The organism is Pedobacter sp. AC464 (genome assembly GCF_979253075.1).
This window is the reverse complement of the sequence record NZ_CEEDBV010000001.1, coordinates 1705176-1720755: the sequence shown is the minus strand read 5'-3', so window position 1 is coordinate 1720755 and position 15580 is coordinate 1705176. Positions and strand designations below refer to the sequence as shown.

Annotated in this window: 14 protein-coding genes; 9 read left to right on the top strand and 5 right to left on the bottom strand. The window is 38.5% G+C overall.

The window, feature by feature from the left end; genetic code table 11:
• Positions 1-10 precede the first annotated feature (10 nt).
• Genes AC0IWT_RS07290 through AC0IWT_RS07280 form a run of 3 tightly spaced genes read right to left on the bottom strand, consistent with a single transcriptional unit; the run spans position 11 to position 2673 of the window.
• Positions 11-1159 carry a hypothetical protein gene (locus AC0IWT_RS07290; RefSeq protein WP_471796637.1) on the bottom strand — a complete coding sequence of 383 codons (1149 nt, stop codon included), beginning with the start codon at positions 1157-1159 and terminating at the stop codon, positions 11-13.
• 9 nt (positions 1160-1168) lie between these two features.
• Positions 1169-1459: a hypothetical protein gene (locus tag AC0IWT_RS07285; RefSeq protein ID WP_056871121.1), complete on the bottom strand. Its 291-nt coding sequence runs from the start codon at positions 1457-1459 to the stop codon at positions 1169-1171.
• Between the two features lie 2 nt (positions 1460-1461).
• Complete coding sequence (locus tag AC0IWT_RS07280; protein ID WP_471796636.1) at positions 1462-2673, bottom strand: hypothetical protein; 1212 nt, start codon at positions 2671-2673, stop codon at positions 1462-1464.
• A 131-nt stretch (positions 2674-2804) separates the two neighbouring features.
• On the opposite strand from AC0IWT_RS07280, the gene AC0IWT_RS07275 reads away from it, so the two are divergent.
• Positions 2805-3569 carry a LuxR C-terminal-related transcriptional regulator gene (locus AC0IWT_RS07275; protein ID WP_056871119.1) on the top strand — a complete coding sequence of 255 codons (765 nt, stop codon included), beginning with the start codon at positions 2805-2807 and terminating at the stop codon, positions 3567-3569.
• 225 nt (positions 3570-3794) lie between these two features.
• Here the strand turns inward: AC0IWT_RS07275 and AC0IWT_RS07270 are convergent, their stop codons facing one another.
• On the bottom strand, positions 3795-3977 hold the full coding sequence (locus tag AC0IWT_RS07270; protein WP_056871118.1) for a hypothetical protein: 183 nt from the start codon (positions 3975-3977) through the stop codon (positions 3795-3797).
• 185 nt (positions 3978-4162) lie between these two features.
• On the opposite strand from AC0IWT_RS07270, the gene AC0IWT_RS07265 reads away from it, so the two are divergent.
• The 8 genes from AC0IWT_RS07265 to AC0IWT_RS07230 all read left to right on the top strand — a co-directional run bounded on the left by AC0IWT_RS07265 (position 4163) and on the right by AC0IWT_RS07230 (position 13978).
• The gene (locus AC0IWT_RS07265) at positions 4163-5410 is read left to right on the top strand and encodes an efflux RND transporter periplasmic adaptor subunit (protein WP_471796635.1); all 1248 of its coding nucleotides are present in this window, start codon (positions 4163-4165) and stop codon (positions 5408-5410) included.
• A 4-nt stretch (positions 5411-5414) separates the two neighbouring features.
• Entirely contained in the window at positions 5415-6872 is a 1458-nt protein-coding gene (locus AC0IWT_RS07260) for a TolC family protein (RefSeq protein WP_471796634.1), read from the top strand.
• A 26-nt stretch (positions 6873-6898) separates the two neighbouring features.
• Positions 6899-7564: an ABC transporter ATP-binding protein gene (locus tag AC0IWT_RS07255; protein ID WP_056871115.1), complete on the top strand. Its 666-nt coding sequence runs from the start codon at positions 6899-6901 to the stop codon at positions 7562-7564.
• Positions 7565-7573: 9 nt separating this feature from the next.
• The gene (locus tag AC0IWT_RS07250) at positions 7574-8809 is read left to right on the top strand and encodes an ABC transporter permease (RefSeq protein ID WP_471796633.1); all 1236 of its coding nucleotides are present in this window, start codon (positions 7574-7576) and stop codon (positions 8807-8809) included.
• Between the two features lie 21 nt (positions 8810-8830).
• Positions 8831-10012 carry an ABC transporter permease gene (locus AC0IWT_RS07245; protein WP_471796632.1) on the top strand — a complete coding sequence of 394 codons (1182 nt, stop codon included), beginning with the start codon at positions 8831-8833 and terminating at the stop codon, positions 10010-10012.
• An 18-nt stretch (positions 10013-10030) separates the two neighbouring features.
• Positions 10031-11404: a sigma-54-dependent transcriptional regulator gene (locus AC0IWT_RS07240; protein WP_471796631.1), complete on the top strand. Its 1374-nt coding sequence runs from the start codon at positions 10031-10033 to the stop codon at positions 11402-11404.
• Positions 11388-12647 carry a sensor histidine kinase gene (locus AC0IWT_RS07235; RefSeq protein ID WP_471796630.1) on the top strand — a complete coding sequence of 420 codons (1260 nt, stop codon included), beginning with the start codon at positions 11388-11390 and terminating at the stop codon, positions 12645-12647. The genes AC0IWT_RS07240 and AC0IWT_RS07235 overlap by 17 nt, the downstream gene beginning before the upstream one ends.
• A 128-nt stretch (positions 12648-12775) precedes the next feature.
• Positions 12776-13978, top strand: coding sequence for a GAF domain-containing sensor histidine kinase (locus tag AC0IWT_RS07230; RefSeq protein ID WP_471796629.1), 1203 nt, complete (start codon positions 12776-12778; stop codon positions 13976-13978).
• 287 nt (positions 13979-14265) lie between these two features.
• Here the strand turns inward: AC0IWT_RS07230 and AC0IWT_RS07225 are convergent, their stop codons facing one another.
• Entirely contained in the window at positions 14266-15537 is a 1272-nt protein-coding gene (locus AC0IWT_RS07225; protein WP_471796628.1) for an Hsp70 family protein, read from the bottom strand.
• Positions 15538-15580: the final 43 nt, after the last annotated feature.

Here is a 15580-nt window from a genome sequence, read left to right as displayed (position 1 = left end):
ATCTTTTTGTTTAATTACTATTAATCCCTTTCAGATTTATTGATACGTTTAAGAAACCCAACAGGTTATTGTGCTGTAAATCATATTTTATCGTTAATGGAAGCCAAAGCCCTTCGGTAATCCTGAATCTTAAATCTGCGTTTGCTAAAATCCGGTACTTATCTTCGTTGGGAAGTGCATTTCTTAGAATCCGGCTGTACTCGAGGCAAGGTTTAAATTCGATAGTACTTGCTTTTTTTACAATCAACAGCGGAAAATTGAAGCCGGCAGAAACACTGCTTACAAACCTCGAAATTCTTCTTTGCACAAGCGTGTCTGCGTAATAAACGCCTGCTCTGATATCCAATTCTGGTTTTTTGCCTTTCAGGAGAATGGTTTCAATACCCGCCCGGTTAAATCGGCCGGTTTTACCGGTTGATGCATTTCCGCTTACAGTCCACAGCCATTTTTTATCCAGTTCCTTGTAAAGCGAATCAGAAATTTGATCGATTTTTTTTAGAGAAGCAATGAGTGCGGAAGGGTATTTAAGGCCTTTAAAAAATGCGTCAGGCAAGTAACTGACCGTATAATTTGCCAGCAAAGAATCGATTCCTTGTTGCATTTGAGACAATAGCGCTGAACGTTTCTCGCGGGGTAAATTTTGATTTACAATCATTGTCGTGTAAGCTGCCGACTGTTTTTGTATAGTATCTAGCAAAGGGTATAATACCTTCCCGAGATAGCTCCCGGTAAAATTGGCAAGTTGATGGTCGCGTTGGTTTACAATTGCATAGGTGATGCCGCCGGTAAAGCCTTTAAACTTTAAAGCGGTATCTAAATTGAGCTTCACATTAAACTGGAAATTGCGTGCAAAATTTTGCTTCCTTAAATTGTAATCATGGTTTAAAGATGAGTCTAGCTTTAACTTTATGGCAAAAAGCGTACTGTTGAAACCGAATGCCTTGTTCTGGCCTGTTAAATCTTTAGCCGCTAATTGGAAAAAACTATAAAAAACATCTTTATAATTTCCTGATTTTAAGTTTTCTGCAGACTTGATTAAATAACTTAATTTCTCTTTTTTCAAGCTGTAAACGGCCGTTTGCAAACTGTCTTTCACCGTTTGCGCAAACAAGTTCAAATTAAATAAGATTAGTAAGCCGAAAAGCAGCGCCTTTTTCATAACATCAATTTAAACTTCGATAAAAAAAAGTACTGAAAATACAGGCGTTGAGCGGTTAAAACTCGATTGAGGTTCAGGCCCATCAATAAATTCGCCCGTTAAGGAAACATCAGTATTTCCATTTTCAGGATTTTTACCGCCAACCATAATCGAATATTTTCCCGGTTGCAGGTTTAATGGCTCTTCGAAAGATTCATCTCTGGTGAAGCGAAAATCATTTGTGCTGGCGAGGTTATCTACATAAATTTTAACCGGTAAAGGTGCAATGCCGCCATTAATTGTAACTTTAAGTGTAACCATATCTATCTGCTTTCTGATGGTTTTACGGTATTGTTTGCATTGGTATTTGTGCTTTGCGTTTGTTCTTTATTTGATGTTCTCAAGCTCATCAGTTTATTTAGCAAATCGAACCAGAATGGCGCACCCAAAGAGATTGCAATTGCCGTAATGAGGAAGCCCCAGAAATGCCTGCTGAAAATTCCAAAAAAGTAGTTCCATTTATCGTTAGTGCTAAAAAACACATAGTTTTTAAGTTGCGATTGTATTTTCTGGTTAACAGACAGGAGGGAAGCATCAATTTGTGGCCTGAATTTGCTTTGATTTCCAGTTTTTAGAACCTCAACCGAATCAGGTGGCCAGCTTCCGTAACCTAAAAGTGTTTTCGTCGATTCAATATCAGCCTCAATGGTAGCCTTAACCGACATTAAAGAATCGAGGTTTTGCTGGTATTCGCGGGCCTCTTTATCGGTTAATGATTGAGAAATGTCTTCCGGCTTTGGCGGATTAGATTTTAAAAAAGAAGCAGTAAGCAACACCATTTGCTCCCTTGCATTTTTATCTTTCGAAAGTTTATGGGTAATGGAAATTGTATCTGCGTTAAATAGCCAGGCCATCATAAACCCGATGATGAGCAATACAATCCGAATTTTTCTTTTATACCATTCTGTTGCCTGTTCCATACTTCTGTCAAACCAGGCCTCAAGCTGCATTTTGAATTTAACAATATTATGCTCTGAATCTTCCCAAATGTTTAAAACATATTCTGCAGTTTCCCTGCCTAAAACCTTCTGGGCTTCATTTCTGAGTGTGGCATCAATATTATTTGCAAACAATGGCGTATTACCATTTAACATATAGAGCAAGGTTTTGGAAAAACTAACTGCTTTAAATGATGAGGGATATTTAAACAGACCGGAGCTGCCGAGGTATTTAATTTCGGGATTATTGTAAAACCTAGTGATGATTGGGTTTTTCGGATTTTTCATCAGCCTTAAAGAATCGGTTAATCTGGCCAGTTTTTCGAGCAGCCATTTCCCCAGAAAGTCGTACCATTTCCCTTTTAGATAATACGCATCTTCATCCGTAAGCATTCTATTAACCGCTTCTTTTAGGTTTCTTGCCCGTAAGCCGAGTTTGGTAGCAACAATTTCAGCAATAACTGTAGCCAACAAACTATAAAGAAGGTAAATAAATACCAGCCCGATAACCACGTCAAAAGCTACGTTGTTAATCATTTTTTCGGAGATTAATTTAATCTGCAATATCAAAAATATTACTGTTGATAATAATCCCTCAAAAGAGTGATTTTCAGGTTATTAAGTGCTGAAAAATTTTACTAGTTTTACATGCCCTATAAACTACAGTTATGAATCTATTGAATATTCTCTCAACCGGCGAATTGTACCGACTTGCCGGCTATTCAACAAAATTACAGCAGTTTACACCCGTAGTTCCAAACCCGGTTTCCGAATCTTATAAATTTGCAGAAAGTGCTACAGGTTATCAGGCTGTTTTCAATTGGACCTTTATGCAATATCAATCGATAAGTCCATCGATAAAGAAAATATTAGGTTATGATGCTGCAATGTTTCTAAACCGCGGTTTAAATTTTGCGCTAAGTGTTGTCCATCCGGCCGATTTGGAACTTTTGCGGGAAATTCATAAAGCCATTTTTAATTTCTATTACAGCACCCCAGCCGAACAGCGTGGCAAATTAAGGTTTAGCTACAACATCAGGATGAGAACATATGATAATAACTATGTTACCATGCTAAGGCAAAGCAGTTTCGTGAGTTTTACAAACGATGGCAAACCTACTTTAGAATATATAAACTGCACTGATATAACTGGTTTTAAGTTTAACAACGCCATTAATTTAACCGTTCACAAACTTTCACCCGGAGGAACATACGTGCTTTGCCATGAAACGGAATTTTCGGAGCTTAGCCAAACATTATCAAAACGGGAAAAGGAAGTTTTAGAGTTGGCAAAACAGGGTTTTACGAGCAAAGAAATTGCCGGGAAACTATATTTGTGCATCGAAACGGTTAAAAGTCACAGAAAGCATATCATAGCAAAAACAGGTGGCGGAAATATGGCTGCGGCAATAAACAAAATTGCCAGGTTGTAAACAATCGCAATTAAGAATATTTCAAGACCTACGCAAAAACTGGAATAATAATTGTTTTTGCGTAATCAATGTAATTCATAAGGTGTCTGCAATTACAGATTTATCTGAAAACCAGGCGCATACTAAACTATGGTGTTACATTACTTTGATTGCAAGAAATATATCATTACCACTAATGATAGATTTCAAGGCAATTTTGAGAGAGGGGTTTTTAACCCCTCTTTTTTATTTCTTTACGGTGATGGTTCGCCCCGTTACCAGATTGAATTCATAAATTCTGTACAAACCGTCGTCTGTAACGTTTATGCTTTCTACCAGCCCGGTTTTGCTAAAAGTATCGGTAACCAGGTCGCCCTTTTTAACATCCTGTAACTCGTCGTTTGGGGTTTCACTGTTCAATCTTTTCATATTGTAAAGGTAATGTTCTGTTGAAGTAATTTCTAATTGATTTTCCTTTTTGAGTTAAACGTTCGATAACAAACAAAGCGTTCGATATCGGGCATTTTTCAAATTCTACTATTTTGTAAACTATTGAATATTAGTTTGTTAATATTGGCATTCGGCTTGTAAAAGCTTGTTCAAAAAAAAGCTTAATGGACAAACTTATTGAAGAAGAGGTTTTATCAAAAAAGAGGAAGAATGCATATGTTATAATCTTCATTGTTTTAGTTGTGATTGTAGCAGCTGTTTGGTTTGTACGGTTTTATTTTAAGCCTGCTTTAACCGCTTCAGACATTACAACGGCAAAAGTTGAAACTGGAATAATTGAAAATACGATTAATGCAACCGGAGAAGTGCTGCCCGAATTCGAAGAGGTTTTAACGAGTCCTATAAATGCATCTGTAAAAAAAGTTTTAATGGATGCTGGAAATAAGGTTAAGGCTGGCCAATCGATTTTGATGCTCGATAAATCGCTTAGCCAAACCGATTATGGAAAACTGCAATTTCAGATGGAATCTAAAGAAAACGAAATTCGCAAACTGAGATTGGACCTGGAGAAAAGTTTTTTTGATATTAAATCGAATAACAGCATCAAACAGCTGCGAATCAGCAATCTCAAAGATGCCGTATCTGCCGCGAAGCGCTTACTAAAAGCCGGAGGTGGCACGAAAGAAGATGTTGAACGGGCCGAACTTGATTTAAAGGTTGCTGATTTGGAAAAACTTCAACTCGAAAATGAAATAAAAAGTAAACAACAAACCATGAAAATCGAAATCAGGGAAGCTGAAATTGCGCTTGCAATTCAAAAGAAAGACCTTGATGCTTTGAAACGTAAACTCGATTTAGCCGATGTTATGGCCACCAGACCGGGCGTTATCACGTGGGTAAATAAAAACATTGGCGCCAGCGTACATGAGGGCGATGCTTTAGTCCGTATTGCAGATCTAAGTGGCTTTAAGGTTGCCGGAAGCATGTCTGATAATTTATTGGATAAGATTCATAACAACATGCCGGCAATTATCAGAATCGGCGAAATACAATTAAGGGGTTCTATCGTTAACATTTCGCCGGCGGTGGCTAATGCAATCGTTTCCTTCGATATTCAACTAAACCAAAAGGACAGTAAAGAGTTAAGACCAAATCAGAAAGTCGATGTGTTTTTAGTAACCGATACCCGTAATGGGGTGCTCAAAGTTGCTAATGGACCGGCATTTAATGGTTCGAATTTACAGGAAGTTTTCGTATTAAAAAATGGTGTTGCAGAGCGGCGCACTGTTAAAACCGGATTAAGCAATTTCGATTATGTAGAAATTATAAGTGGCCTGAAAACCGGCGACGAAATAATTACATCGGATATGGGCGATTATAAAAATTCGAAAAAAGTAACTATAAATAATTAAGGCGATGAAGAAATTTTTATTTAGCGTTTTAATGATTTTGCATGGTTTAGCAACCTTTGCCCTGCCAAAAACCGACACGTTGAAACTGAGTTTGCCACAGGTTGTTGAAATGGCAAAGGCAAATTCTATTGCCGCAAAACAGGCATTAACCGTTAAGGAAACCAAATATTGGGAGTGGAGAACCTTTAAATCGAACTATCAACCGCAATTAGCACTCGAAGGCGTTTTGCCGGGCTATACAAAAACTTATACCCAGGTTCAGCAGCCAAATGGAACAATCCTTTTTCAACCCGTACATTACGATAATTCTTCGCTTACGTTAAATTTTAGCCAGAGTATTGCTGCAACCGGTGGAACAATTTATGGTACAACCCAACTGCAAAGATTCGACGATTTTGACCGAAATAATGTGCTCTATAACGGCATACCATACGGCATCGGTTACACACAGCCACTTTTGCAGTTTAACAGTTTGAAATGGGATAAAAAAATCGAGCCTTTAAAATACAATGAAAGCAAGCAAACCTTTATCGAAACTCAGGAAAAGATATCCATTACGGTAAGCGAATTTTTTTTCGATTTATTATTGGCGCAGGTAAATCTTGATATTGCCGATTTAAATTATGCCAATACTAAACGAATACTGACAATTGCCGATACTAAATTTGAATTAGGCAAAATTTCTAAAAATGAAATTTTGCAGTTGCAACTGGAAGTGTTAAACGCTCAAAAAGCCGTGGGTACTGCTAAGCGTGATGTTGAAATTGCTACCTTAAACCTCCGCAGTTATACGGGTATGGAAGGCGATGATAGGATAAAGTTAAATATGCCTCAGGTGGTTGCCAAGATGACGGTTGCAACTGAGAAAGTGCTGTCGGAAGCTTTTGAAAACCGTTCTGATGCAATTGGTTTTATTCGCCGGCTTGCCGAAGCCAAAAGAGATGTTGCCAAAGCAAGAGGCGAAAACGGTTTGAAGGCAACTTTGAGAGCCAATCTTGGCTATTCTAACGCTGGCTTAACGGCTTTTGATGTTTACCGCAACCCAAAAAACCAGCAATCAGTTGAGTTACAGTTATCAATTCCGGTTATGGATTGGGGGCGTTCCAAATCAAGAACTAAAACCGCCCAGGCGAATGAGCAATTTATAGCTTATGCTGTAGAACAGGATAAGCAAACTTTTAAGCAGCAAATAGTAACGCAGGTAACGCTTTTTAATATGATGAAAGAGCAGATTAAACTAACGGATGCCGCTGAGAAAATTGCTGCCGAAAAATACAAAATTGCAAGTGAGCGTTATGTGCTGGGCAATTTAAGCATCACCGATTTAAGCATCGCCTTCCAGGAAAACGATACTGCGAAGCGAGATTATGTTTCTTCGCTTCGCGATTTTTGGGGCGCTTACTACCAGTTAAGGTACCTATCACTCTATGATTTCGAAAAAAACAGCAAAATAACTTATTAATAAATCTTAATCACTAATTATACAATATGATACGCTTACAAAATATTGAAAAAGTTTACCGAACAGATACGGTAGAAACGCTGGCGATAAATGGGATTAGTCTGGACATTGCCAAAGGCGAGTTTTTGTCGATAATGGGCCCGTCTGGCTGCGGCAAAAGCACGCTGCTCAACATCATGGGCTTGCTGGATGAGCCTTCAAAGGGAAATATAAAAATCGATAGTCAGGATATTAGCAGCTTTTCTGATGAGAAACTGGCAAAGTTCAGAAACCACAAACTCGGTTTTATATTTCAAAGTTATCATTTAATTAACGACTTGCAGGTTTTGGATAATGTTGAGTTACCTCTGTTGTACCGCACATCATCAGCAAAGGAGCGAAAAAGATTGGCAACAGAAGCCTTGGAAAAAGTTGGTTTAAGTAATCGTTTAAAGCACTTTCCTACGCAACTTTCTGGCGGGCAGAGGCAGCGGGTTGCAATTGCACGGGCAATTGTGGGCAATCCTCAAATTATTTTAGCCGATGAGCCTACCGGAAACCTGGATAGTGCGATGGGAAACGAGATTATGGAAATCCTTATCAATCTAAATAAAAATGAAGGCACAACAATCGTAATGGTTACGCACGATGAAAGTATGGCGCATAAAACACATCGGTTGGTTCGCCTTTTTGATGGTTCTCAAGTTCAATAAATTTCAGCTATGCTAAAAAATTACTTCAAAATCGCCTTGGCTGTGTTAAAACGAAGAAAGTTCTTCACTTTCATCAGCCTGTTTGGGATAAGCTTTACCTTAACAATATTAATGGTCGCAACGGCCTTTGTAGATAAAATTTTGAGCCCCGACTATCCCGATTACAAAAGAGATCGGTCACTTTACGTTGCCACGATGGAGTACAAAAATGAAAAACAGGGTTGGATGAACAGAAGTGACGTTTCCTATTATTTCTTCGAACATTATGTTTCAAAATTAAAAAATGTAGAAATGATGGGCATTTCATCGGGAGCGAAGGCCTCCAATGCTTACGTGAACAATAAAAAAATTGTGATAGAATATAAGTACACCAACGCCGATTACTGGAATGTACTCGAATACAAGTTTCTGGAAGGCAAGCCATTTTCGCAAAAAGACATCGATAATTCTGCTTTAGTTGCCGTCATTTCTGAGGAAATTAAGAAGGCCTACTTTGGTGATGAAAAAAATGTTATCGGGAAATATATCTCAGCAGATAATATTAATTACCGGGTAATTGGTGTGGTTGCAAATGTTTCCAAAACGCTGTATAATTTTAGTGGCGACATGTATTTGCCTTACACGCTGGCTAAAGAAATAAAAAATAACACCGACTTGATGGGGTCTTTCAACGCGGTTTTGCTGGCTAAAAATAAAGCCGATGTTCCGAAGATGCAGAAGGAATACAATCAAATGATGAAGAAAGTTCCGGTACCTAAAGATTTCGATCACATTTACAGCAATGCAGATCCCTTTTTTGCCAGTATGACCAGAAGAGTATTTGGCGATGGGACAAATAATGGTTCAACAAGGGTGGTTTCGATATTGGGTTTACTTGTGCTCTTGTTTTTGCTGCTGCCAACAATAAACCTGGTGAATATAAAAATTACAAGAATTATGGAGCGGTCATCTGAAATTGGCGTAAGAAAGGCTTTTGGCGCATCGTCTAAAACACTTGTTTACCAATTTATGGTCGAAAATTTAATTCTTACTTTTTTAGGTGGCATTATAGGTGTAGTGCTTTCTGCCATTATAATTTACCTTATAAACGGCGCAAATTTAATCTCAAATATGCACCTCAGCATTAATTTCACAGTGCTTTTTTACAGCCTCATTGCTTGCTTGCTTTTCGGCCTGGTTTCAGGCGTTTACCCTGCCTGGCGAATGTCTAAATTGAATGTAGTAAAGGCATTAAAAGCTCAATAAATCATCTTAGAAGCAATTATCATGTACAAACATTTATTTAAATTAATATGGAATAAAAGGAAACAGAATTTCCTTTTCCTTTCCGAAATCCTGGTGTCTTTCCTGGTTATATTTGCTGTTTTTTCTTTTCTTACTTACTACTATCAAAACTATAGCAAACCACTTGGTTTCGATTATAAGAGGGTTTGGTCCATCAGTTACGATAACGGCGAACTACCAAAAAACCGCGATTCGCTTGCAATTTTTTATGACAATCTATACAAATCGTTGCAAGCGATGCCTGAGGTAGAAGCAGTTACGTTTGCGAGTGCCAACTTCCCATACTCGAGTAGTAATATGAGTACCGGAGTGCATCAAAACGGAAAAAAGTTTGATTTCGTGAACAATTATGTTGTTGGCGAAGGTTATAAAAAAGTCTGGAACGTTTCTTTGCTTGAAGGCCGCTGGTTTTCGCCTGAAGATGCGGTAGGTACAAATCAAAAAATAATCATTAACGAAACCCTAAAAAAGTTAATGTTTGGGAACGAACCGGCAATTGGTAAGTTAGTAGGGGATTATGAGGATAAGAACAAAATGAAAGTGATTGGCGTGGTGCGGGATATTAAAACAAACGGTGATTTTTGGCCGGCCGGAAGTGCTATCTTCAGCCAGCTTGACACCGGCTATTTGGCAAATAACCATAACATTCTGATTAAGGTTGGGGAAAGCGCAGATGCAACTTTTGAAAGCAAGCTGTATAAATTTATGGCTACATCGCTAAATAATGCGGTAGAAATTCAGCACATTGATGAAATGCGAGATGCAAAGAATGAAATAACAATAATACCAATGGTTATTTTTATAATTATTGCCAGCTTCTTAATTATCAATGTAGCACTCGGGCTGTTTGGCGTGTTATGGTACAATATAAATAAGCGCCGGGGCGAAATCGGCCTGCGCCGGGCTATTGGTGCAAGTGGAAGCGCTGTTTCTTATCAGCTTGTCATGGAGGCATTAATCCTGGCAACTTTGTCGCTCGTTGTAGGGTGTTTTTTCGCTGTTCAGTTTCCACTGTTAAATGTTTTTAACGTTCCGGCAAGCGTTTATTTAATTTCAATTTTAATTTCCGTGCTGTTTATTTATGCACTTGTTTTTATCTGCTCGCTATATCCGGGCAAACAAGCTGCGGGCATTCATCCCGCCGTTGCATTGCATGAAGAATAACTTATCTTAACTTTGAATATGATTTTAATTGTTGATGATGATTTAGCGGTAAGAACATCACTCTCACTTCTTTTGCAAAGTAAAGAAAATCAGGTTGTTGTAGCAGATAATGCAATTCAGGCTTTTGAGGTTTTTGAAACACAAAGGCCTGAGCTTGTTATTTTGGATCTCAACTTCTCAATTGATACATCTGGCAAAGAGGGTATGAGTTTGTTGAAAAAAATCAGGTCTGTAAATGCGACCGTGCCAATCATTTTAATAACAGGCTGGGCAAGTATCGAACTCGCTGTAGAAGGTATGAAACTTGGCGCCAACGATTTTATAAACAAACCCTGGAATAACGAATACGTTTTGCAGTCTGTTCAAACCTTACTTGAGCTAAATGATAAAAAGCCGCGTTCACGTAACAGAAAGGAGCTTGATAAAAAGTATAACTTTAGGCAGATTATAGGTAACGATGAAACTTTGCTGGGTATTTTGGAAACAATAGGCCGTGTCGCTTCAACAAATGCGTCAGTTTTAATTACCGGCGAAAGTGGTACCGGTAAAGAGCTCATTGCCGAAGCTATCCACGAAAACAGCATTCGCTCGGCTAAACCGTTTGTTAAGGTCAACTTGGGTGGCATTTCCTCTTCGCTGTTTGAAAGTGAAATGTTTGGCCATGTTCGCGGGGCTTTTACCGATGCCCGTTTCGATAGGACGGGCCGTTTTGAGATGGCCAACAAAGGCACTATTTTTCTGGATGAAATTGGCGATCTGGAGGCCTCGAGTCAGGTAAAACTTTTACGCGTTTTGCAAGACAGAACCTACGAGGTTTTGGGCAGCAGCCGAACCAAAACTGTAGATACAAGAGTGGTTTGCGCCACGAATAAAAATCTGAATGATATGGTAAATTCCGGTCTTTTCAGGGAAGATTTGCTGTATCGGATAAATTTAATAACAATTCATTTACCGGCTCTTCGCGAACGTTCGGCGGATATTCCGTTGCTGGTGAATTTCTTTATCGGTAATATGAAGGAAATTTACAGCCGGCCGGAATTGTCCGTTTCGCAGTCAGCAATGCGTTGGTTGCAACAATTACCGCTGCCAGGCAATATTCGTCAGCTCAAAAATCTAGTGGAGCGCACCGTGTTGATCAGTAACAAAAATGAACTTGGCATTGAAGACTTCCAGTCGCAGTTGAACTTATCGCCTCTAAAAAACCAAAAGGTGAAACTTCCGGGCGTTGGAACCATGACTTTAGATGAAATGGAAGCTGAGATGGTGAAACAAGCCATGAATTTTCACAAAAACAGAATTACTAAAGCTGCGGCATCACTCGGCATAACAAGAAACTCGCTTTATCGCCGTCTGGAAAAACATCAAATTCCATTTAATGAAACTGAAGACTAAGTATATTCTTTTTATCGTTATTCTTCACTTCATTTGCCTGGTGATGAGCTATCTTATTTTCGAAAAGGATAAGCTTATATTTATGCTGGCAGAGGTTTTTATCATTATATCTGTTTTAATTTCGATAAGCCTTTACAGGCAATTGATAAGTCCGCTATCCTATTTAAAGCAAGGCATTTCGGCAATAAAGGATAAAGATTTTAATGTTAAATTTTTAGCAACCGGAAAACACGAGGTAGATGAATTGGTGGATGTTTACAACAAAATGATCGACGAGTTGAGATCCGAAAGAACGAAGCAGGAAGCGCAACATTTTTTTCTCGAAAAGCTTATTCAAACCTCACCAACAGGAATACTGATACTCGATTTCGATGGCCGCGTAAAACAAATTAATCCAAAGGCAAACGAAATTTTAAATGCCACACCCGATTTGTTGAGCAATCAAATTGAGCAAATGAAAACAGGAACGTCGAAAATGTTGCGTATCGACGGTTTACATACGTATAAAATTCAAAAATCCAGATTCATCGACAGGGGTTTTGAGCGGATTTTTGTGATGTTGGAGGAAGTAACCGCTGAAATTTTTGCTGCGGAGAAAAGTGTTTATAGTAAAGTTATCAGAATGATGGCGCACGAAGTTAATAATACAGTTGGGCCCGTAAATTCAATAATAACCACCGCACTGGCTCAAAAGGAAATATGGGCAAAAAATAATACGGAAATGCTCAATAATGCCATGAAAGTTGCTGTTGAGCGCAATCAGAATTTAAATGTTTTTATGCGGAATTTTGCAGATTTAGTTAAGCTTCCGGAAGCGAACAGAAAGAAAATCAACCTCGTTGATTTATTAAAATCTGTAACCGAGTTAATGTATTTTGCGGCAAGTGAGAAGCAGGTAAGCTTTGAATTAGCGTTGCCTGACGAGCCTTATTTCATTTTCGCTGATACCCAACAGCTGGAACAGGCAGTCATAAACATCATAAAAAATTCAATTGAGGCGGTTGAAACTAATGGAATTATCAAAGTTGCGATTGACGAAAAAAAACGCAGGTTATCGATAAGTGACAATGGAAAAGGAATCTCCGAAGAAAACGCCGGCCAACTCTTTAGTCCGTTCTTTAGTACCAAGAAAGATGGCCAAGGAATTGGCCTAACGCTGGTAAGGGAAATTTTGTTGAATCATGGTTTCGATTTTTCTTTGAAAACCCAAGGTAATTTGACTGTTTTTGCAATACAGCTCTAGTTTTACATTTTAAAGATTGAACAAGCCCGTTTTTACTTTCAATACAAAAAATATAACAATATCTTTACGGTTTGAAACCATATTAAAACTTCCCATTTAATATATTTGAACAAACTGAGGATTAAAACTTGAAAAAAAAATCATCTCCACTTACAATAGATCTTAAAGCAGATATAGAAGCTGTAAACAATATATCTGCCGTTCCGAATATACTTCAGGTTATCTGTAAAACTACAGGAATGGGTTTTGCGGCGGTTGCCAGGGTAACTGACGAGAAATGGGTGGCCTGTGCGCTCCTCGATGAAATCGATTTCGGACTTAAAGCAGGAAGTGAACTCGAACTGGAAAGCACAATCTGTAACGAGATCCGGCAGCACCATAAGCCGGTAATTATAGATGATGTTGCCAAAGACCCCAATTTTCGGAGCCATCATACTCCATTAAAATATGGTTTTCAGAGTTATATTTCCATTCCAATTATGCTCAAAACGGGCGAATTTTTTGGTACCCTTTGTGCTATCGACCCAAAGCCGCATGTATTAAACTCTCCGGAGATTATAGCCATGTTTAATTTGTTCGCCGAACTAATTTCTTTTCATTTGGATGCGCTCGAACAGGTTGCTTCAAGTAATAAAAATTTGTCGGAGGAGCGCTTAATTGCTGAATTGAGGGAGCATTTTATTGCGGTCTTGGGTCACGATTTAAGAAATCCTCTTAATGCAATATTAAATAGCTCACAATTGTTAAAACGGTTAACTGCTGATGAGCGAATTTTAAAGATTTCAGATATCATTCAAAATTCGTCAGTAAGGATTAATGGCCTGATTGAGAATATGCTCGATTTCGCAAGCGGAAGACTGGGCGATGGAATTAAGCTTTATCGTGATGAAAATGAAGCTTTAGAGCCAATACTAAACGAGGTAATTTCCGAAATGGAGGCTAATTACCCCGAACGGGTTATCGACGTAAATTTCGATTTGCCACAAGCGGTAAACTGTGATGGAAAACGTATTGCACAACTGTTTTCTAATTTGCTCGGAAACGCTTTAAGTTATGGCGACCCGCAGGAAGCGGTGGTTGTGAAGGGAAATGCTCCAGCCAATGAATTCAATTTGTCCATCACGAATAAAGGGCCTCAAATTTCGAGCGAAGCGATTCAAAATCTCTTCCAGCCTTTCTCAAGGGGCGATGTGAAATCGAATAAAAAAGGACTTGGTTTAGGGCTTTTTATTTCTTCTGAGATTGCCAAAGCTCATGGAGGCAAAATTGATGTACATTCTGATGCTGTTGAAACGAGGTTTACACTACAAATTCCGCTAAAAAATTGCTAAAGCATTGCTTGATGAGGCCGTTGAGCAACTGAAATTAAAGCCTAATGACGGGTTAGCTTTTTTATTCCTATTCAGAATACGAAAATTTTTCTAAAGTCTGCGTAATGTCATTTATTACCTATATCTTACAGAATGGGCGATACACTTAATTTTGTACTTGGCGTTGTTTTCATCGCAGGTGGTTTTAGCGTTTTCTGTGTAATTTTTGGCGGCGGCAAGAAGGGCTGATTCTGGGTTATCCAAGTAATCGCTGATTTGTTTTTTGATTAAATTACTGCACGCAACTTTTATGGTTCTGCGAACAGATAGCCGCTGTAAGCCAGGCCGTTTGCTACGCTGTTAAAATTATCGCCGGAGTTTACCGGGATGTGTGGAAATTTGTTTTTAAACAAGTGCTTAATTGCCTTTACCATCGATGTCCCGCCAGTCATAAACAGGCAATCAATTTCGGTTGGATTGATGTTGTGGGTGAGTAAAAACTTGTCCAGGTAGTCATCAATTCGCTGAATATCTTTTGCAACTACACGATTATACTCATCAATAGAAATTTCTTCATCAATTTCAATCCCGAGCTTCGAGTATTTAAAATCACTTAAGTGGTTGCTCGAAAGTTCGATTTTTGTTTTTTCAATTGCCTGAAAAACGGAGTAACCCAAATTATGTTCAATCAAGGTAATTAGATTTTTAAATTTTCTATCATTGCCAGAAAAGTAATAATAGTCATCAATGTCTTTCTGTATTTTCTGCCCGTTAAAAAAGTTCATTTTATCCCAGGAGCAAATGTTGGCGAAAAGTGATTTCGGAACATTGAGAATCTGACCGCGGGTAGCTTCATACTGCGTGTTTTTACCGAAATATGGTGTGCCTTTTTCCCACATAAAGGCCGAGTCCAAACTGTCTCCACCAATATAAATACCTCCGGAAGTAATCATATCACTTTTTCTATCATTACTGCCCACTTTTGCCGGGTCTAATGTTAGGAAGGTAAAGTCTGTTGTTCCACCGCCTAAATCGGCAACCAGAACCTTTTCTTTCTTAGTGATAAGTTTTTCGTAGGCAAATGCCGCTCCAATTGGCTCAAACTGAAACCTGATATCGGTGAAGCCGGCGCTTTCGGCAGCTTTTTTTAAACGGGTTTGCGCAAGCGTATCTTTTTGGCTGTCGTCATCATCAAAAAAAACAGGTCGGCCAATTATCGCCTTCGTGCAATTAAAGCCGGTTATTTTGTCGGCTTTCTGCTTTAAATCTTTTAAAATTAAGGCTACTAAATCCGCTGCCGAGTAACGTTTGTTTTGTATCCTTGTTTCGGTAAAAGTAGTTCGAGAAAGGATTTGCTTAATCGACTTTATAAATCTTCCCCGCATGCCATCTTCCAAATATTCGCTAATGGCTTGCTCGCCAATTACATAATTATCACCATTTGATGATTTTGAAATATGATTAAAGTATATTAGTGATGGGATGGAGATGGTTGAAACAATTTCCTTTTTGTCCTCATCAAAAATAGACAAAGCAGAGTTAGTAGTTCCAAAATCGATTCCATATAAAAATTTAGGCATTGCAGCTGTATTAGATATTAATTTGGGCTGCGAAATTAGGAAA